A 19,549-nucleotide genomic window follows, 5' to 3' on the forward strand; every position below is an offset into this window, starting at 1 on the left:
ATCTCCAGGTATGCTTTCGTGAATCTCTTTACTACTTCTTCCTGATTGTTAAAGAACGGCAGCCGGTATGAAGCCTGTGCCTCATACCGCTCTGACTGGCTCAATCGCCAATGCGCAACGCTCTGCCTTCATGCAGAACCCTGCGCATTGAGGATTGGTGGAGGATGACGGGATCGAACCGACGACCCCCTGCTTGCAAAGCAGGTGCTCTCCCAGCTGAGCTAATCCCCCAGTCCCACAGATACTCCAGCGGCCCCAGCCCTTCAGCTCACCAGACAAGACACTGGTGGGTCTGGATGGATTCGAACCATCGACCCCCGCCTTATCAAGACGGTGCTCTAACCGGCTGAGCTACAGACCCCTGAGCCTGTCTGCGTTTCTTCTAACCACAGCCGATAAGCGTGAGCACTTGAGTGCAATGAATGCACAGCTCTGGAAAGGAGGTGATCCAGCCGCACCTTCCGATACGGCTACCTTGTTACGACTTCACCCCAGTCATGAATCCTACCGTGGTGACCGTCCTCCTTGCGGTTAGACTAGCCACTTCTGGTAAAACCCACTCCCATGGTGTGACGGGCGGTGTGTACAAGACCCGGGAACGTATTCACCGCGGCATGCTGATCCGCGATTACTAGCGATTCCAGCTTCACGCACCCGAGTTGCAGAGTGCGATCCGGACTACGATCGGTTTTCTGGGATTGGCTCCACCTCGCGGCTTGGCAACCCTCTGTTCCGACCATTGTATGACGTGTGAAGCCCTACCCATAAGGGCCATGAGGACTTGACGTCATCCCCACCTTCCTCCGGTTTGTCACCGGCAGTCTCCCTGGAGTGCTCTTGCGTAGCAACTAGGGACAAGGGTTGCGCTCGTTGCGGGACTTAACCCAACATCTCACGACACGAGCTGACGACAGCCATGCAGCACCTGTGTTATGGCTCCCTTTCGGGCACTCCCGCCTCTCGGCAGGATTCCATACATGTCAAGGGTAGGTAAGGTTTTTCGCGTTGCATCGAATTAATCCACATCATCCACCGCTTGTGCGGGTCCCCGTCAATTCCTTTGAGTTTTAATCTTGCGACCGTACTCCCCAGGCGGTCAACTTCACGCGTTAGCTACGTTACCAAGCCAATGAAGGCCCGACAACCAGTTGACATCGTTTAGGGCGTGGACTACCAGGGTATCTAATCCTGTTTGCTCCCCACGCTTTCGTGCATGAGCGTCAGTATTGGCCCAGGGGGCTGCCTTCGCCATCGGTGTTCCTCCACATCTCTACGCATTTCACTGCTACACGTGGAATTCCACCCCCCTCTGCCATACTCCAGCGCTGCAGTCACCAATGCAGTTCCCAGGTTAAGCCCGGGGATTTCACATCGGTCTTACAGCACCGCCTGCGCACGCTTTACGCCCAGTAATTCCGATTAACGCTCGCACCCTACGTATTACCGCGGCTGCTGGCACGTAGTTAGCCGGTGCTTATTCTTCCGGTACCGTCATCCCTCACGGATATTAGCCACGAGGTTTTCTTTCCGGACAAAAGTGCTTTACAACCCGAAGGCCTTCTTCACACACGCGGCATTGCTGGATCAGGCTTGCGCCCATTGTCCAAAATTCCCCACTGCTGCCTCCCGTAGGAGTCTGGGCCGTGTCTCAGTCCCAGTGTGGCTGGTCGTCCTCTCAGACCAGCTACAGATCGTCGGCTTGGTAGGCCTTTACCCCACCAACTACCTAATCTGCCATCGGCCGCCCCTTGAGCGCGAGGTCCCGAAAGATCCCCCGCTTTCCTCTCCCGAGCGTATGCGGTATTAATCCGGCTTTCGCCGGGCTATCCCCCACTCCAGGACACGTTCCGATGTATTACTCACCCGTTCGCCACTCGCCACCAGACCGGAGTCCGTGCTGCCGTTCGACTTGCATGTGTAAGGCATGCCGCCAGCGTTCAATCTGAGCCAGGATCAAACTCTTCAGTTCAAACCTGTTACTGTGTTCGGGTTCTCTCGAACCCGGTCGCTCACTCAACGTACTGACGATGATTGATCCGTCTTTCGACAGACAAACCTTCCTCTAATACTGTGTGAGGCTTCTGATACTTCTGCCTGACAGCAGATTCCGGAGAATCCGCCGCCGCATTCCGCATCAAGCGCCCACACTTATCGACTGTTAGTTTTTAAAGATCGGTCCGCCAAACCCGCCGCGCCTGAACCACCACTACCCGGCACTGCTTCGTTTGCGTCGCTGCGTCTGCAGCAGAGAAGCGAGATTATGGAGAGCGGTCAACAGCACGTCAATACCCTTCTGCGAATTTCTTTTGGGGACAGCATGCGAGGATACGACTCCATATACAGGAAAACGACATCGAGCCCCCTTGCGCAAGGAGCAACTCGCCCCTATCTAGGTTAGGCCGCGCGCATGGCCACGGACTATGCACCTGCGTAGCCTCACGCAATGCCTGCGACAACAGCGACGATGATTTGATGTGCACCCATGAGCGCGAACCCCCAAGCTCGTATATAATGCGAGCCGCGCAAAATTTCGCATGTCCATCGGCCCGCTTCGAGCGGGCTCATCTTTTTTGCTCCCCAGAGCACAGCCCAACAACCGCGTTGAGTCACATCAGGTGATGCTGAGCCCTGCTCGAAACGCCTGACGGTAGCGTCTTGCGTCTCATAGCGAAGCCTCTAGAGGAAATTACGTGAACCCTTTCGATCGCGAAGATTCGCAACACGACACCGCCTTCACTGCCAAAGTTCCGTCCGGCCGTTCGGCCAAAGGCAAGGGCGCCGGCAAAGCGATTCCGGTGGCAGCCGAGCTGCTGCCGCAACAAGCCGAAGAACGCCAGCGCCTGATGCGCGCACTGATCCAGCTGGGTAAAGAGCAAGGCTACCTGACCCACGCGCAGATCAACGACCACCTGCCCGACAACTTCACCGCAACCGCCGCGATCGACAGCATCGTCAGCGCGTTCAGCGACATGGGCGTGCAGGTCTACGAGCAGGCCCCGGACGCGGAAACGCTGCTGCTCAACTCGAATTCCCCCGCCGTGGTGTCGGACGACCAGGCGGACGAGGAAACCGAAGTCGCGCTGTCGACCGTCGACTCCGAGTTCGGCCGCACCACCGACCCCGTGCGTATGTACATGCGCGAAATGGGCGCGACCGAGCTGCTCACCCGCGCAGGCGAAATCGCGATTGCGAAGCGCATCGAAGACGGCCTGCACGAAATGGTGCAAGCGATCGCCGCGTGCCCGCTCGCGATCTCCGCGATCCTCGCGAGCGCGCAGCAGGTTGTCGACGGCGAGCTGCGCATCGACGAACTCGTCGACGGCCTGAATGAAGAGACGGCCGCCGCGGAAGAAGTCGCGAGCGCCGACACGGATGCCGATGAAGACAGCGACGCCGACGGAGACAGCGAAGACGAAGAAGACGACGACGTCGGTCCGGAAGATTCGTCGGCGGCGGACGAAGCTCGCCTGAAGCAGCTCACGAGCGACTGCCTCGAAATCTTCGCCCAGGTCGGCATTCTGTACGACCAGATGAACGCGTCGCACGCGCGCGGCGACGTCACGTCGAAGGCCTATCTGCGCGCACGCGAAGACATTCAGCAGCACCTCGCGAAGATCCGCTTCACCGCACGCACGATCGACCGTCTGTGCGGCGACGTGCAGCGCCAGGTCGCGCAAGTGCGCGCGATCGAGCGCAACATTTTGCAGATCGTCGTCTCGAAGGCCGGCATGCCGCGCGAGAAATTCATCGAAACGTTCGCGGGTAGCGAGGCCGACCTCGGCTGGACCGAGCGTGCCGCGCGCACCGGCGCGTCGACCTATGGTGCGGCGCTCGAGCGTCACCTGCCGGCCATCCAGTCCGAACAGCAGAAGCTCATCGACATCGAAGCGACGGTGTCGCTGCCGCTCAAGCATCTGAAAGAAATCAACCGCCAGATGGTCGCGGCCGAATCGAAGATGCGCAAGGCCAAGAGCGAGATGATCGAGGCGAACCTGCGTCTCGTGATCTCGATCGCGAAGAAGTATGTGAACCGCGGCATGCTGTTCCTCGACCTGATCCAGGAAGGCAACATCGGTCTGATGAAGGCCGTGGACAAGTTCGAATACCGTCGTGGCTGGAAGTTTTCGACGTACGCGACGTGGTGGGTCCGTCAGGCCGTCACTCGTTCGCTCGCCGATCAGGCGCGCACGATCCGCGTGCCGGTGCACATGATCGAAACGATCAACAAGCTGAACCGCATTTCGCGCGAGATCCTGCAGCAGACCGGCCAGGAAGCGCATCCTGCGGTGCTCGCGGAACGCATGGAACTATCGGAAGAGAAGGTGCGCGGCATTCTGAAGATCGCGAAGCAACCCGTATCGCTCGAAACGCCGGTCGGCGACGACGGCGATGCGACGCTGGGCGACATGATCGAAGACGCTGGCGTATCGTCGCCGGCGGATGCCGCGATGCAGGCCGACCTGCGTGCCGCGATCGACGACGCGCTCGACTCGCTGTCCCCGCGCGAAGCGAAGGTGCTGCGCATGCGCTACGGCATCAACACGAAGTCGGATCACACGCTTGAAGAAGTGGGCAAGCAGTTCGACGTGACCCGCGAGCGGATCCGCCAGATCGAGAGCAAGGCGATGCGCAAGCTCATGCATCCGAGCCGCGCGGACCGTCTGAAGTCGTTCCTCGACCGATAAGCGTTTGCCACGCTTGCCGTGCGCGCTGCACGGCAAGCCGCCCACATCGTCATACACAAGCAGCGGGATGAACCGGTCGACGGTGAGTCCCGCTGTTTGCTTTTGTGCTGTACCTTTCCACAATTCTTCAGGTGCGAATTCTCCGCTTCGCTTCCCCCCTGTTGTCCACAGATTTTGGGAACAAGCTTGTGGACAACCTGCGCATGACTGCGCTAACTCATTGAGCGTACTGCGTTTCGCGCTCGCGCCTGAGATGAGTCGCGTGTCCCATTACTTGCCGCACATCGTGCGCCCTCCGCCCATTGCCGCGCTCTCAACGCGAGTCCAATCTCAGAAGGCGCCACCATGATCGAGCAGATTCAGCATGCCCTCGCCAGTCAGCGGCGCCGCCACGGTGCTTTGCCCCAGCATATGCGGATCGAGGTAGCCGGAAACCTGCAGCGTGTCGACGGCAAAGCGCATCAGCCGATGCAGCACGATTGGCGCCCCAAGGCCGAGCGTGAACACGATGATCGCAAGGTTGCCGCACTGCAAACTGAGCAGACGCGCCACGCTGACGTTACTGCCGAAATGCAATTGCGAGCCGAGCGACGTATTGCCCATCACGTGGCGCGTCAGCGCGGCGACATAGAAGCCGCGGATCAGCATCGTGCCGATGGAGAACAGCGCATAAAACAAAAACAGCGATCCGAGCGCGGCCCGCGACGGCGCCGTACTCGCCCCCGGCACCTGGCCGACATGCATCGATGCGAGAGCGCCCTTCAGAAACACCATGAACAGCACCGCGAACAACACGACCACGCCGACGAACGTAACGAGGAACAGACCGTAGACGACCCACGCGCGCCCCTTGAAGCGAAACGCCAGGCTACCGAAGCTGCTCGCGTTGATGCGGCACTCCATTAGACGCATTGATGTCCACGGCGTCATCTGGCCAAGCGTGACAACGCACAACAGCGCGTACAGCAACGCGCGCACGCCGAAGCCGAGCGCCGAGCCGGTCATGCCGCCGCGAATACCGCACCACTGCGTCCGGCTCAGCCGATAGCGCTGCGCGCCGAAAAAGGCACCCGCCGCGAGCACGACGATCAGCAGATACAACGCGATGACAGGCAGCCAACCGAGTGCCGCGCTTTTCGTCAGCATGCGCAAGACCACGCTTAGCGCGCCAGCCGCGACCACCGCGCTGAACACGACCACGATCGCGAACAGAAAGCCCTTGAATAGCTCGCCCCCGGTGCCCGTGTACTCGAAGCGCTCGTCCTGAAACCGCATGCGCGACCAGACATATCGGCGGTTGTTCGTGGTCGCCCAGAAGCGGTAAATACCGAGCGTCACGATTTGCAGCACAAGGTTTCTGAAAAAGATGCCGTAGAGGTCGCCAAGCGTGCCGTCGTAGATCAGCAGCGGCCGCTTCTCGTCGAGTGAATTCATTGCGTTGCCCCCTTTTCCTCATTTAACGTTTTTGTGGCCCACTCACGCATTCTCGTGCGGCACTCATATGCGGCATGCATGGGCGAACGCGACGGGCGACGATGCTTTCCCGTGCGAAGGCCGACCCGTGTGGCGCGAACCCGTGTAAAACCTGTCTTTCAGACATTCCGGGAATCACGCAAAACGGAAGCCGGCCGGCAAGCACGATAATTACATGGTTTCTTATCTTTATAAATGGCATTTCCGCATATAAATCGACAACTTCCATTACAAGATTTGGCAACGCCCGAATTTATTCGAATTGCATAATCTTGAAATTAAGGCGTGCAATAACGATTTCATTGGGGGCAATCATTTGAGGGGCCACTCGCGCGTATGCGCCGTTCGACGTGGCAATCCCGGGCGGCCTCATCTGCGGCTTGCCACGGTCGCTCTCATAGAAGGCACGCGCGGACGAAAACGATTGCGTATTCGAACTCAACGCGATTCGCGATTCGCGATTAATAAGGAATGCGGTGAATTCTGTTAAATCGCCACAATTGTTGGCATTTCGATAAACAAACCCGGCTGCACATTAGATGCTCGCCGGGTAATCTGCCGCATTCCACTGATTGTGTTGATGCAATCAGGATTTTATTGCTCGTCGCAGTACTGCTCGAGCGCGCGGTTCATTCGGTGCACGCCGGTTTCAATCTCCTCCACACCCGGCGCGGCAAACGACAGGCGCAGCGCAGCACTATCGGCCGCGTCCTTGTAAAACGCGACACCCGGCACGAACATCACGTTCTGTTCGATGCACACGCGCAGATAGTCGGACGCATCGCGTGCCGCGTTCAGACGCGCCCACACGAACATGCCGCCGGCCGGACGATGAAATGCGATGTGCCGCGCGAGATGCGTGTCGAGCGCATCGCATAGCGCGCGGCATTTGACAGAATACGCATCGACAATGCGCGGCAGATGCCGCTCCAACCCGCCGCTCGCGAGGTACTCGGCGGCAATCGCCTGGGTCCAGGGCGCGCTGCATAGATCGACGGTCTGCTTGGCGACTGCGCATCGAGCCATATAAGGCGCTACACCACGTTCTTTTCGATGATCGGCCGGTTTTCGAGCACGCGCGTAAAGCTTAGTGAACTGAGATCGAGCGTCGCATAGCGGCCATGCAGAATCAATTCGCTGATGCCGCGTCCGGTTGCCGGCCCTTGCTGCAAACCGTGGCCGCTGAAGCCGTTCGCGAAAATGCAGTTATCGATATCCGGGTGATGGCCAATGATCGCGTTCTGATCGAGCACGTTGTATTCGTAATAGCCGGACCAGCAGTTCTGCACGCGCAGCGCCTCGAATTGCGGCACGCGATTGGCGAGCGTCGGCCAGATCACGTCGTCGAATAGCACGTGATCGACTTCATCGAGCGGTAGATCGTCGGGATCGTTATCGGCCGACGGCGACGTGCCGCAGATATACGAATTGCCTTCAGGCCGGAAGTACACGCCGCTCGGATCGATCAGCAGCGGACAGCGTTCAAGCTTTGCCGGCGACGTGACGTTGAAGATACTGCGCCGCCGCGCATAGACGGGCAGATCGATGCCGACCATCTGTGCGACCTTGCGCGACCATGCGCCGGCCGCGTTGACGACGACGTCGCAAGCATAGGTCTCACCGTCCGCGGTTTGTACCTGCGTGACGCGATTGCCCTCGCGATGCAGCGCGGTGACGTCTGCCGCGACATAGCGCGCGCCGAGCGCCTGCGCTTTCTTGCGCAGCGCCTGTACTAAACCGTAGCCGTCGAACCAGCCCTCGCCGCTTTCGCCATAAGCGCCGGCAACGAGGTCGTCGGTATTGAGCCAAGGGAAGCGCGTTTGCAAGCCATGCGTGTCGAGCAGGCTGATATCTGCGCCGAGGCTTTTTTGCAGCGCGTGATTCTCGCGCAGCGTCGCTTCACCGGCAGGTGTCGCGAGAAACAGGTAGCCGCCTTCGTGCAGATCGATCGAGGGCCGGGTACCGTCGACTTCGAGCCGCTCGCCAATCGAGCGAAGAAACTCGATGCCGAACAGCGACATCTGAATGGAAAGCGGCGTAGAAAACTGCTGCCGGATCGACGCCGCCGACAAGGCCGACGACGAACGCGCATAGGTCGGATCGCGCTCGATTACCGTGACGCCGACTGTCGGATCGGACAGCCGCAAGAAATACGCAATCGAACTGCCGATCACCCCACCGCCGACGATCACGACTTTCGAACTCACGTCTTACTCCACGAGTAACGTGGCCGCTCCGGAACGCCGGGCGGCGCAAACGGATTGCTATCTGGAACGCGCGGCTGTGACGCGCCGGACGGGCGACGGCGGCGCACCGGCATCAACGCGATGCGCCGCCAACGTTTACGACGTCACACTTGCGCGCTCAGTCGAGATTGAAGTCGATACCCTGCGCAAGCGGCAACGCCGACGAGTAGTTCACGGTATTGGTCGCGCGACGCATATAAGCCTTCCACGCATCCGAGCCCGACTCGCGCCCGCCGCCCGTTTCCTTTTCGCCGCCAAACGCACCGCCGATCTCCGCGCCGCTCGGTCCGATGTTGACGTTCGCGATGCCGCAGTCGCTGCCCGACGCGGACAGGAAGCGTTCCGCTTCGCGCAGGTCGCTCGTGAACACGCACGACGACAAGCCGTGATGCGCTGCATTGTTCGCCTCGACCGCGTCGGCGAAATCGGCATAGCGCAGCACGTACAGAATTGGCGCGAACGTTTCCTTCAGCACGACCGGCGTTTGCGACGGCATCTCGACGATGGCCGGACGCACGTAGTAGCCGCCCTCATAACCCTTCACTTCGACTCGCTCGCCGCCGAACACGTTGCCGCCCTCGGCCTTCGCCTGCTGCAGCGCTTCCTGCATGCGGTCGAACGATTGACGGTCGATCAGCGGCCCCATCAGCGTGCCCTTGTCGAGCGGATTGCCGATCGGCACGCGGCTATACAGCTGCTTCAGACGCTCGACGGTCTTCTCGTACACGCTGTCGTGCACGAACAGACGCCGCAGCGACGTGCAGCGCTGACCGGCCGTACCGACCGCCGAGAACAGGATGCCGCGCATCGCGAGTTCATGGTCGGCCGTCTGCGTGACGATGCCGGCGTTGTTGCCACCGAGTTCGAGCAGCGAGCGGCCGAAGCGCTTCGCCACTTCGACGCCAACCTTGCGACCCATTTCCGTGCTGCCCGTCGCGCTGACGATCGACGCGCGCGGATCGGCCACGAGCTTTTCGCCCACGTCGCGCCCGCCGTTGATCAATGCGGCCAGGCCGGCTGGCGCGTCGCCGAATTCCTTCAGCGCGTCTTCGAGAATCCTGTTCACGGCCAGCGCCGAGAGCGGCGTCTTTTCCGACGGCTTCCAGATCACCGCGTTGCCGCACACCAGCGCGAGCGCCGCATTCCATGACCAGACCGCCACCGGGAAATTGAACGCCGAGATCACGACGCAGGTGCCGAGCGGATGCCACGACTCCGCCATCCGATGACCCGGGCGCTCGGACGCGATCGTCAAACCGTACAGCTGACGCGACAGACCGACCGCGAAATCGCAGATGTCGATCATTTCCTGCACTTCGCCCATGCCTTCCTGCAGGATCTTGCCCGTCTCCAGCGAGACGAGGCTGCCGAGCGCCTGCTTCTGTTCGCGCAGCCGATTGCCGAGCAGCCGCACCAGCTCGCCGCGGCGCGGCGCCGGCACGTTACGCCACACGGCAAACGCGTCTTTGGCCCGGGCGAGCGCCGCGTCGACCTCGACCGCCGTCTGGCTGGCCACACGGCCGATGAGCTCGCCGGTGATCGGCGAATGAACGGCGATATCGCCGGCTTGCGCGGCTTGGGCAATGCCGAGATCCGCGAGGATAGTGGACGCGTCCATGTGAACCCCTTTAATTTCCGATACGAAACAAGAGTAAGTTCGGAAACTATACACGCGGGTTTTTGTGGCGGCAAGAAGATGCTTGGGGGAGTGAAATACCGGTTGACAAAAGGGGGCGATGTTTCCAGAAGGAAACTTCGTCAGACTTCGGGCGGGTGTCACGCCCGCGCGTCAAGCCGCGTCAAGCATCTGGCCCCCCATCCTCCTCCAGCACCGCCATCAACCGGTCGACCAACACACGCGCGAACGGCGGCAAGTCCTTCAGACTGCGCACGCAGATCTTCAGCTTGCGCACGGCCCACGGATCGTTCAGGCCGACGATCGCGATCTGCATCGTCTTTCTGTGCCGCAGCGCGACCGACTCCGGCACGATGCCGATTCCGACACCCGCCTCGATCATCCGGCACGCGGCCTCGAAGTTGCCGACCTGGATGCGAAGTTTGAGACGCGCGCCGAGCGCATCGGCGGCACTCGTGATGAACGCGTGAATCGCGCTCGACGTCGGCAGGCTCACGAAGTTCGCGTTCAGCACCTGCGAAAAATCGACCGACGCTTGTCTCGCGAACGGATGCTCGCACGACGTAACCAGCACGAGCCGATCGTCGCGATATGGCAGCATCTGCAGATGCTCGGCATGCACATTGCCCGCGACGATCCCGATATCGGTCGCGCTGTCGGCGACGCCCTTGACGATCTCGCCGCTCAGCACTTCGCGCAGATCGATGTTCACGTCCGGGTGATCGCGCAGGAAACGGCTCAGCACGGCCGGCAGAAACTCGCTGATCGCGGTCGTGTTGGCCCAGATGCGCACGTGGCCCTTGATGCCCTCGCCATACTCCTGCATGTCGCCGGCCAGATGCTCGACGCGTTCGAGCACGAGCCGCGCGTGATGCACGAAGGCTTCGCCCGCGGGTGTCGGCGTCACGCCCTGGCTGGTTCGATAGAGCAGCTTGATGCCGAGCTGCTCCTCGAGATTCTTGACCCGGTTGCTGGCGGCCGGCGCCGACAGGTGCGAACGCTCCGCCGCACGCGCGAGGTTGCGCGTGTCGGCGATATGCAGGAGCAGGCGTAAATCGACGAAATCGAAGTGCATGATGAAAGCTGCTAGCGAAGCATGCGCAAAGCAAACTTTCATCTTAACCGGGTGAAGTGAAAATTTAGCCGGGGAAAGATCCGAATCGACAGATCACCTTGATGCGCGCACGGCTTAAGCCGACTCTCGCATCATCTCCGCTTGCGGTATCAGCTCGGCATCGGGCGAAATCTCTTCGAGCGTCTGCTGACTCGTTTCGATGCGCAGCGCGAGAATCGCGATACTCAGCAACAACAGCACGCCACCGACCATCGTCAGCACACCCGTCACGCCGAACTCCGTGTAGAGCAGCAGCGCGACGTAGGGTGTCGACATCGACGCCGCGCGGCCGCACGTGCCGGCCACGCCGGTGCCGCGCAAGCGATGCGCGGTCGGAAACAGCTCGGGGATATAGCCGAACAGGCCGAGCGTGCAGACCGTGTAGATCGTCGTGACGAGCGCGAAACCGACGACCGCGATCGGCACTGGCGCGCGCATCTGCACGTAGACGAAGCCGAGCACGATCGTTGCAAGCGAGAACAGCACGATGCCGTTGCGTCGCCCCAGGCGGTCCGTCACGAGATAAGCGACGACAGCGCCGGCCGGCGCACCGAACGACATCAGCAGCACGAAGCCGAGCGACTGCACGATGGTCAGGCCTTCCTTGACGAAGAACGTCGGCAGCCACGCGACGAAACCGTACAGCGACATGTTGATCGCCATGCAGGTCAGCGCGGCGACCAGCGTGCGGCCGATCATGCCGCGCGCGAACAGCGCCGAGAACGGCGCGGCCGGCACCTCGTGACTGACCACGCGCGAAACCGGCGGCAGCTTGCCGACACGCGCCTCGACCCGTCGCTCGATTGCCGAGACGGTGGCCTCCGCCTCTTCGAGCCGGCCGACCGTTTCGAGCCAGCGCGGCGACTCCGGCATCCGATGCCGCAGGAACCACACGACCATCGCGCCAACCCCCGCGATCGCGAACATGTAGCGCCAGCCGAGATGTGGAATTACCCAATAGCCGACTGCGGTCGCGCCGAGCAGACCGGAGTTGACGATCAGCGCGAGCAGAGCGGTCCAGCGGCCGCGTGTGGCGGGTGGCACGAACTCACACAGCGTGCCGGCCGCGACCACGAGTTCGGCGCCAAGGCCAATGCCCATGACGAAGCGCAGCAGGATCAGCCAGTAGATGTTCGGCGCGAAGCAGGCGGCGAGCGATGCGATGCCGAAGATCGCGAGATTGGCCTGATACGAATAGCGTCGACCGAAGCGGTCGCCGAGATAGCCTGCCAGCCCCGCGCCGATCATCATGCCCATGAAGGTCGCGGAGATGAAGAACGAGCCGAGGCGGAGATCGGTGAAGCCGGTTTTGACCATCGCCGCGAGCACGCCGTTGGCGAGATAGATGTCGAAGGCGTCGAGGAAAGCACCCGCGCCGATCAGGCCGAGGATGTTCCAGTGGAAGCGGGTGATCGGCAGGCGGTCGAGGCGTGCGCCGGAGTTGATGAGGGCTGGCAAATTGTGTCTCCTGTCTTTTTAGGCTTGCGCGCGGGCGAGAGGCGAGAGGCGCGAGCGCGGAACAGTTCTGCGCGACCGCCTTCGTTCGATGCGGCGGCTCGGGGCAGAGCGCTGAACGGCCGTTGTCGGATCGTGCAGGGCCGTTGGCTTCAAGAGTGCGACAGGTGACGTGGGCTGGGAATTGGGCTTTTTGGAGGTGAGTGTTCCGGTTTGATTAAGGGAATGGCAAAAAAGCGATTTGCATACCCGAAAGGCGGCAGCGCCGAACCGCAGCGCGAGGTCAAAGCCCTCGAGAACGAGATCGTCGAAATGGTCGCGCGCGATGAACTCGATTTCGAGTTCAGGATGCGCATCCATGAACTGATCGAGTCGTTGCCCAAAGCCGGTGACTGAGCCGGAATTATCGCCGGCTCAAGCCCCGTCGCGCCGTTTATCCCGCTGTCCGGTTCTGCACGGGCACTTCTGCGCCGGCGCTCCGCGTGACAGAGTCGCTGAGGTCCGTCCTCGTATTGATGAACCAGGCGGAAACCGAAGCCAACAAGAAGCAGCCGACGAAGAGGTGGAATACGACATTGAAGTCGTCATTCGTCCTGGTCAGGATGTAACCGACGATCAGCGGGGAAAGAAATCCTGCCAGCTGACCCGCCGCATTGACAAAACCGATTGCCGACCCGACGACCTTGTTCGGCAGCGCGACGTTCGGGATGGTGTACAGCGAACAGCCGGCCATGGTTGAGAAGAAGTAGCCGATCGTCTGAAAGAACACCGCCGTTTCCACGGTCTCCGCATGGGCCGTCAGATAGGCAAAGATGGCGGCCACGACGCAGCCGAGGACGACAAGCAATTCGCGACGATTGCGGAAGAACTTGTCGGAAAGAAAGCCCGTGATGCAATAGGCAATCGTGCCGACGAGAAATGGCACCGACGCCATAATGCCCATTCTGGCCGTCGAAAGGCCGCGCGCTTTCAGCAGATACGTCGGGAACCAGCTCATGATGCCCCACGAGGCGATGCTGAAAACGAACAAGGTGACGAAGCACCACCAGACCAGCGGCGTTTTCACCAAACCAGCAAAATCCGCTTTGCCGGCAGAGTCAGACAAAGACTTTTCGCTGGTACCGATTTCCTCCAATTCGATCTTCGAAACGTGCTTGCTGTCTTTCGGGCTGTTTCTGATATAGATCCAGCCGAATACGGCCATCGCGACACCGGGTATGAACAGACTCGTGAAAATCGCGCGCCATCCCCACGCGGCCATCACGGCCGCCACGAACAGCGGCGCCAATGCGGGTCCCAGCGCATTAGTGGTCATCATGAGCCCGGTTGCCCGTCCCACTTCGCGCTTTGGGAACCACGCCGACAGTGCCTTGAACGCGGCGGGAGGAAAGAGCGCTTCGCCGATGCCGAACGCGACCCGCACCACCAGCATCAAGCCGAGCGAATTGCACAGTCCGGTAAGCGCGGTGAAAATCGTCCACCAGGTGATGCCGATCGTCGTCATCAGCCGCGGACCGAATCTGTCTGCAAGCAGGCCAGCCGGGATCTGACATAGCGCGTAGCTAAAGAAGAACGCGCTCAGGATTCCACCCATTTCCATCGCGGACAGATGAAACTCGGACGCAATGAATGGAATAGCCGCTGCCATGATCATTCTGTCCATGTAACAGAGCAGATAGATTGCGAACAAAATAAGCAGCACGAGGTAGCGATGTCTCCAACGAAAGCGCATGAGATCTTCCTTATTATTAAATGACAGCGATGACACGAAATCCGAGCTTTAGCCGATCAGTTGGCGGTACGAGAACGACTTGAAATCGGCAGGCTCGCGAAAGCCAAGCATGTCGTTGACGGTGATACCCGCGAATGCCCCCGTGAAGCCGATGGGGGTTGCATATTCATCGCTGAGTTTCGTGAAATCCTTTTCCAGTTCAAGGTCATTCCAGTCACCGTGCGTCAAGCGATAGAAGAAGCGCAGTTTCGCGTCCACGACGCGAATCCGCAGGTCGATCCCGGTGGCCTCGGGCAGCGTCGCCAGTCGATTGCTGTAGGCGAAGCTGCCGGCATCCATTTCCATGTAGGACAGGATTTTTGTGCCGTCGTCGTCGCGCGTGACGAACAGATAGTAGAAGGTGTTCTCGTCGTAACGCGCCATGAGCCCAGCCATGTGCAGATATGACTTCGGTGAAAATTCCAGCGCGGTTTCGACTTCGAACTGCCAGTCACGGATGCGACAGGCCAACAAGCTTTGATGGAACCGCGAAGTCGGCGACTCTTGCCCCCTTATCCGCAGATAGCCCGGACGTTCGTGAAGATTGCACCAGTCGTCGCCGATGGGGATGCGCAGACTCTGCAGTTCCAGGGGCAGCGCGGCATGTTGTCCGAAATCGATCGTCCAACTGCTGTCGAGCCTTTGCTCGATATCCGAGCCGATCGCGAAAGATTCGGCGGGAACCACTCCGCCACTGGCGAGGCGGGGCCAGTCGGCATGCCATTCGATAGGTGCGACACAGGTTTCACGGCCTAGCGGCGAGCGCTTCGTGTGCGCATCGATTGGTCTCGATCCGAGGTACGTCATGTACCACTGGCCGTTCGGACCCTCGACCAGGTTGCCGTGGCCGGTCCGCTGAATCCGTCCATTCGCGTCGCGCGACGTGAGCATCGGCGTATCAGGATGAAGCTCGTATGGACCGAAAATGTCGCGGGACCTGGATACACACGTTGCATGTGTATAGCCTGTGCCCCCCTCCGCTGTGATCAGGTAGTACCAGTCTCCCTTCTTCAGCAAATGCGGAGCCTCGTAGATCTGACATTTCATGAAGTAATCGGTCTTCAGGTTGGCGCCTTTATAGATGACGTGCTCTTCGCCGATCAGCTTTTCCTCCTGCACCGAGTATTCCCGCAGAACGATTCCGACGAACAGGTCTTCGTAGATACCTCTGAAATCGCGCCGGATATAGGCGAGCCACTTTTTGCCAGATTCGTCGTGGAACAGGGATGGATCGTATCCACCGGACACGAGATGCACGGGCTCCGACCAGGGTCCGGTGATGTCCGGGGCGGTGACGAGGTAGTTGTGCATGTCACGAAGCGGGGAGATCTTCTGCTCGCCTTTCCATGCCTTGGTGTCGGTATAGACGAGCCAATAAAGACCGTCGTGATAGGAGAGGGCTGGCGCCCATATGCCTCCGGACGGCTGCTCTCCGATCAGGTTCAATTGCGATAGTCTGTCGAGAGGCGTGGCCTTGAGTTCCCAGTTGACGAAATCTTTTGATTCGTAAATGAGAACGCCCGGATACCATTCAAACGTTGAAACCGCGATATACCACGCATCTTTGCCACGGCACACGCAAGGATCCGGGTTGAAGCCGCGCAGAACTGGATTTTGAATAGTACTCATCGGGAGGGTATTTTTTGACGTGCTGAGAGGAACAAATCTTCTTTATCGACAACGTTGCGAGAAGACCGGCAGATGCTCAACCGGATGCCCTGAGCGCGCTCGCTCCCTCGACAAGGGGCGACGGAAAACGGCATTGTCAGAAGCTTTCGGAATCGCCCGCAACCCTCCGCGCCCGCAGAATCACCGGCATATCGACCATCCTCCCATCCACGGCAACCGCGGCGCCATGGCTCGCCTCGACAGCCGCAAGCACCCGTTGCGCCCACTCCACCTCGGCCTCACTCCATGCATACGCGCGATGCACCGGCTCGATCTGCTTCGGATGAATGCAAAGCTTGCCGCCGAAACCGAACCGCCGGCCGCGCCGCGCATCAGCTTGCACCGCGTCAGCATCGGTAATGGTCGTCGACACGCCATCCACCGGCGCACCAATGCCAGCCAGCCTCGACGCAAGCACGATCTGCGAGCGAAACAGATGCAACTCCTCGCCATCCCCATCGATGCCGAGATCGATCTGAAAATCCAGCGTACCGAAGACGATACGCAGCACGCGCGGCGCGCTGCATAACTCCGCAAGATTCGCGAACCCGCGCGCAGTCTCGACAATCGGCAGCACGCTCAACGCCGGATGCGCGTTGGCCAGCACCGCGCCGATCTGTTCGCGCGTCTGAGCCTTCGGCAGCACGATTCCGGCCACGCCGGTCTGCCCAACGAGCGCCGCAACGTCATCTGGAAACCATGGCGTATCCGAGCCATTGATACGCACCCAGGCGGCCCGCGATGCGTTAGCCGACACCGCGGCCACAACCGCCGCACGCGCCGGCACCTTCTGATCCGGCTGCACCGCGTCTTCCAGATCGAGAATCACCGCATCCGCGCCGGCCGCATAGGCCTTGTCAAACCGCTCAGGCCGATTCCCAGGCACGAACAGATACGACCGGGGCAACGCGCTCATGCCGCCACCATCGTGCGCGAAGTTGCATCGAATACCGAGCCAATCTGCTTCTCTTCGGCAATATGCCATGCGCGGCGAAGCAGTTGCGCCGCCTCCTCTTCGCTAGCCGCACCCGAAAACGCCGCCAGCCGATGCAGCTTCGTCGCAATCTCGTCGCGCGACAAGGTATTGCCCGGATCGCCCTTCGGCTCATCGACACGCCCATCGAACACGCGGCCGTCGGTCGTCGTCACCGTGACCTTGCCGATCCAGCGTGCGGGATAGGCGGCGTCGACTTCAGCGTCGAGCGCCATTGTGACCTTGTCGCGAAACGCGGCGATCTCGCTCGCGTCGAAACCCTGCTCGAATTCCGTCACGCCGGCATAGCCGTGATGCGCGACCAGCCCGAGCACTGTGCCCATGTTGAACTTCGCCTGATGTACGCTGCGCGGCGCGACCACGGGACCGAGCACATCGATCGCGCCTTGATGCACGTGCGCGACGACCTTCGCGATGTCGCGCGGCGCGAAACGATGCGTCTGCACGACGGCGAGCAGCGCATCGGCGGCCGGATGCGTATGGCGGCACGCCGCGTGATACTTGAACGACGTCTCCGCGGTCGCCCAGCGGCTGCCAAGCCGATCGACGAGGCGCGCCGGATCGGCGTCGCTCGACATGCCGGCGGCCATGCCCTGGGTGCCTTCGAGAATGTGCGTCGCGCCCTTGAAGCCGTCGGCGGCGAGTTGCGCGGCCATCAGGCCGTTCGCGGCGGCCATCGCGGTGTGCAGTTGCTTCGAGTCGGCGGCGTCGCGCAGAAATTCCCATAGGCCGCTCGCCTGCGTGCCCGCCGAGCCGAACGCATCGAGCATTTGGGACGGCAACAAACCCAGCAAGCGTCCTGCCGTTGCCGCGGCCGCGACCGTGCCGACCGTGCCCGTGGTGTGAAACACCTTGTAGTGCGAGCGCCCGAGAAATTCGCCGATGCGAATGCCGACCTCGTATCCCGCCACCGCCGCCGCGATGAAGTCGCGCCCCGACGCTCGCTTTGCCTGTGCCAACGCGAGCGCAACCGGAAACACCACGGTCGCCGGATGAAACACCGAGCCATTGTGCACATCGTCCTGTTCGGCGAAATGCGATGCCGCGCCGTTGATCATCGCGGCGAAATACGGCGTGGTTCGACCGCGGTCGATCAGCACCTCGCAGAGGCCCTCGTTCGTCGCCCCGGCTGCCGCGCGTGCGAACCGCGCGATCGTCTCGACCGGGCGCGCACCCTTGCCGGCCAGCGCCGAGCCGAGCCAATCGACGTACAGGTTGACGGTACGCTCGACGACCTCGTGCGGGATGCGGTCGAAGTCGAGTTGCGCGGAGAAAGTGGCAAGCGTGAGACTGGGATGGTAGTTCATGGGGTCGTTACCGAATCAGATCGTGCCCGCCGCGCGCAGCGCGTCGATACGCCCATTGTCGTAGCCAAGCTCACGCAGAATTGCTTCCGTATGTTGACCAAGCGTGGGCACAGGGTCCATTCGCGGCTCGAGGTCGGAAGGCAGACCGGGCGGCCGCAATGCGGGTATCGTCCCCGTTGCCGTGCCGACTTCCTGCCAGCGCTCGCGCGCCTTCAGTTGCGGATGCGCCCACACGTCGGCGAGCGTATTCATCTGCGCGTTCGCGATGCCTGCCTCATCGAGTCGATCGATCACGTGCGCCGCGCTCTGCTTCGCGAACGCCGCGACGATCACCTCGCGCAGGGCGTCGCGCGCCGCAGTGCGTTTCGGGTTCGATGCAAAGCGTTCGTCGGTTGCCAGTTCAGGCTGTTCGAGCACGCGCTCGCAGAACAGCTTCCATTCGCGTTCGTTCTGCAGGCCAAGCATGACCGTCTTGCCGTCGCCAGCGGGAAACGGGCCATAAGGATAGATCGTTGCATGCGCGGCGCCCGCAAGCGCGGGCTGCGACTGACCGTCGATCGCGTAGTACAGCGGATAACCCATCCACTCGACCATGCTCTCGAGCATCGATACATCGATGCGGCAACCGCGCCCTGTGCGCCCACGCTGCAACAGCGCGCTCAGGATGTTCGAATACGCGTACATGCCCGCCGCGATATCGGCGATCGAACAGCCCGCTTTCGCTGGCGCGCCGGGCGAACCGGTGATCGACAGGAAGCCGGACTCGCTTTGAATCAGCAGGTCGTACGCCTTCTTGTCGCGATACGGACCGTCCGCGCCGTAGCCGGAAATATCGCAGACGATCAACTTCGGATACTTGTGGCTCAATGTGTCGTAGCCAAGGCCAAGCCGTTCGGCCGCGCCTGGCGCGAGGTTCTGAACGAGCACGTCGGCATCGGCAACCAACGCATCGAGAATCCCGGCCGCCGCGGGCTGCTTCAGGTCGAGCGAAAGACTCTCCTTCGAGCGATTGGTCCACACGAAGTGCGACGACAGCCCATGCACACGTTCGTCATAGCCGCGCGCGAAATCGCCGACGCCGGGCCGTTCGATCTTGATCACGCGCGCCCCGAGATCGGCCAGTTGACGCGTGCAGAACGGCGCGGCAATCGCGTGTTCGAGCGTGATGACCTTGATACCGTCGAGTGGTCTCATGATGTC

General features: G+C 61.1%; 12 protein-coding genes, 2 tRNA genes, 1 rRNA gene and 1 pseudogene. 2 read left to right on the top strand and 14 right to left on the bottom strand.

Annotated elements, in window-relative coordinates; all coding sequences use genetic code 11:
• Positions 1–155 precede the first annotated feature (155 nt).
• The 3 genes from OKW26_RS02590 to OKW26_RS02600 form a co-directional block, all read right to left on the bottom strand.
• A tRNA-Ala gene (locus OKW26_RS02590) sits at positions 156–231 on the bottom strand.
• A gap of 53 nt (positions 232–284) precedes the next feature.
• A tRNA-Ile gene (locus OKW26_RS02595) sits at positions 285–361 on the bottom strand.
• 75 nt (positions 362–436) lie between these two features.
• Positions 437–1,969: ribosomal RNA gene (locus OKW26_RS02600) — 16S ribosomal RNA — on the bottom strand.
• 721 nt (positions 1,970–2,690) lie between these two features.
• On the opposite strand from OKW26_RS02600, the gene rpoD reads away from it, so the two are divergent.
• Positions 2,691–4,685: an RNA polymerase sigma factor RpoD gene (gene rpoD / locus OKW26_RS02605; protein ID WP_184068954.1), complete on the top strand. Its 1,995-nt coding sequence runs from the start codon at positions 2,691–2,693 to the stop codon at positions 4,683–4,685.
• A 330-nt stretch (positions 4,686–5,015) separates the two neighbouring features.
• Here the strand turns inward: rpoD and OKW26_RS02610 are convergent, their stop codons facing one another.
• The 6 genes and pseudogenes from OKW26_RS02610 to OKW26_RS02635 form a co-directional block, all read right to left on the bottom strand.
• Positions 5,016–6,119, bottom strand: a complete 1,104-nt coding sequence (locus tag OKW26_RS02610) for a YjgN family protein (protein WP_429352600.1) — start codon at positions 6,117–6,119, stop codon at positions 5,016–5,018.
• A 633-nt stretch (positions 6,120–6,752) separates the two neighbouring features.
• Positions 6,753–7,178, bottom strand: a pseudogene (locus OKW26_RS02615) (aminotransferase class I/II-fold pyridoxal phosphate-dependent enzyme); the annotation flags it as partial.
• Between the two features lie 14 nt (positions 7,179–7,192).
• On the bottom strand, positions 7,193–8,365 hold the full coding sequence (locus OKW26_RS02620; RefSeq protein WP_184068948.1) for an NAD(P)/FAD-dependent oxidoreductase: 1,173 nt from the start codon (positions 8,363–8,365) through the stop codon (positions 7,193–7,195).
• Between the two features lie 157 nt (positions 8,366–8,522).
• A complete protein-coding gene (gene amaB / locus OKW26_RS02625) occupies positions 8,523–10,022 on the bottom strand; it encodes an L-piperidine-6-carboxylate dehydrogenase (protein WP_429352601.1) in 1,500 nt (499 codons plus the stop codon).
• A gap of 181 nt (positions 10,023–10,203) precedes the next feature.
• Positions 10,204–11,115, bottom strand: coding sequence for a LysR family transcriptional regulator (locus tag OKW26_RS02630; protein ID WP_184056529.1), 912 nt, complete (start codon positions 11,113–11,115; stop codon positions 10,204–10,206).
• Between the two features lie 114 nt (positions 11,116–11,229).
• Positions 11,230–12,612, bottom strand: coding sequence for an MFS transporter (locus OKW26_RS02635; protein WP_429352602.1), 1,383 nt, complete (start codon positions 12,610–12,612; stop codon positions 11,230–11,232).
• A gap of 222 nt (positions 12,613–12,834) precedes the next feature.
• On the opposite strand from OKW26_RS02635, the gene OKW26_RS02640 reads away from it, so the two are divergent.
• Positions 12,835–13,005, top strand: a complete 171-nt coding sequence (locus OKW26_RS02640) for a hypothetical protein (protein ID WP_429352603.1) — start codon at positions 12,835–12,837, stop codon at positions 13,003–13,005.
• A gap of 37 nt (positions 13,006–13,042) precedes the next feature.
• Here OKW26_RS02640 and OKW26_RS02645 read toward each other — a convergent pair whose 3' ends face one another.
• The 5 genes from OKW26_RS02645 to OKW26_RS02665 all read right to left on the bottom strand — a co-directional run bounded on the left by OKW26_RS02645 (position 13,043) and on the right by OKW26_RS02665 (position 19,543).
• Entirely contained in the window at positions 13,043–14,341 is a 1,299-nt protein-coding gene (locus tag OKW26_RS02645; RefSeq protein ID WP_429352604.1) for an MFS transporter, read from the bottom strand.
• Positions 14,342–14,389: 48 nt separating this feature from the next.
• Positions 14,390–16,009, bottom strand: coding sequence for a glycoside hydrolase family 43 protein (locus OKW26_RS02650; protein ID WP_429352605.1), 1,620 nt, complete (start codon positions 16,007–16,009; stop codon positions 14,390–14,392).
• A 136-nt stretch (positions 16,010–16,145) separates the two neighbouring features.
• Positions 16,146–16,964, bottom strand: coding sequence for an HpcH/HpaI aldolase/citrate lyase family protein (locus OKW26_RS02655; protein WP_429352606.1), 819 nt, complete (start codon positions 16,962–16,964; stop codon positions 16,146–16,148).
• Positions 16,961–18,349 (bottom strand): MmgE/PrpD family protein, encoded by a 1,389-nt coding sequence (locus tag OKW26_RS02660; protein WP_429352607.1) that lies wholly within the window; start codon positions 18,347–18,349, stop codon positions 16,961–16,963. Before OKW26_RS02660 ends, OKW26_RS02655 begins: the two co-directional genes overlap by 4 nt.
• Before the next feature lie 15 nt (positions 18,350–18,364).
• On the bottom strand, positions 18,365–19,543 hold the full coding sequence (locus OKW26_RS02665) for a CaiB/BaiF CoA transferase family protein (RefSeq protein ID WP_429352608.1): 1,179 nt from the start codon (positions 19,541–19,543) through the stop codon (positions 18,365–18,367).
• Between the last annotated feature and the right edge of the window lie 6 nt (positions 19,544–19,549).

The sequence above is a fragment of the Paraburkholderia sp. 32 genome (assembly GCF_050435345.1).
Taxonomy (GTDB): domain Bacteria; phylum Pseudomonadota; class Gammaproteobacteria; order Burkholderiales; family Burkholderiaceae; genus Paraburkholderia; species Paraburkholderia tuberum.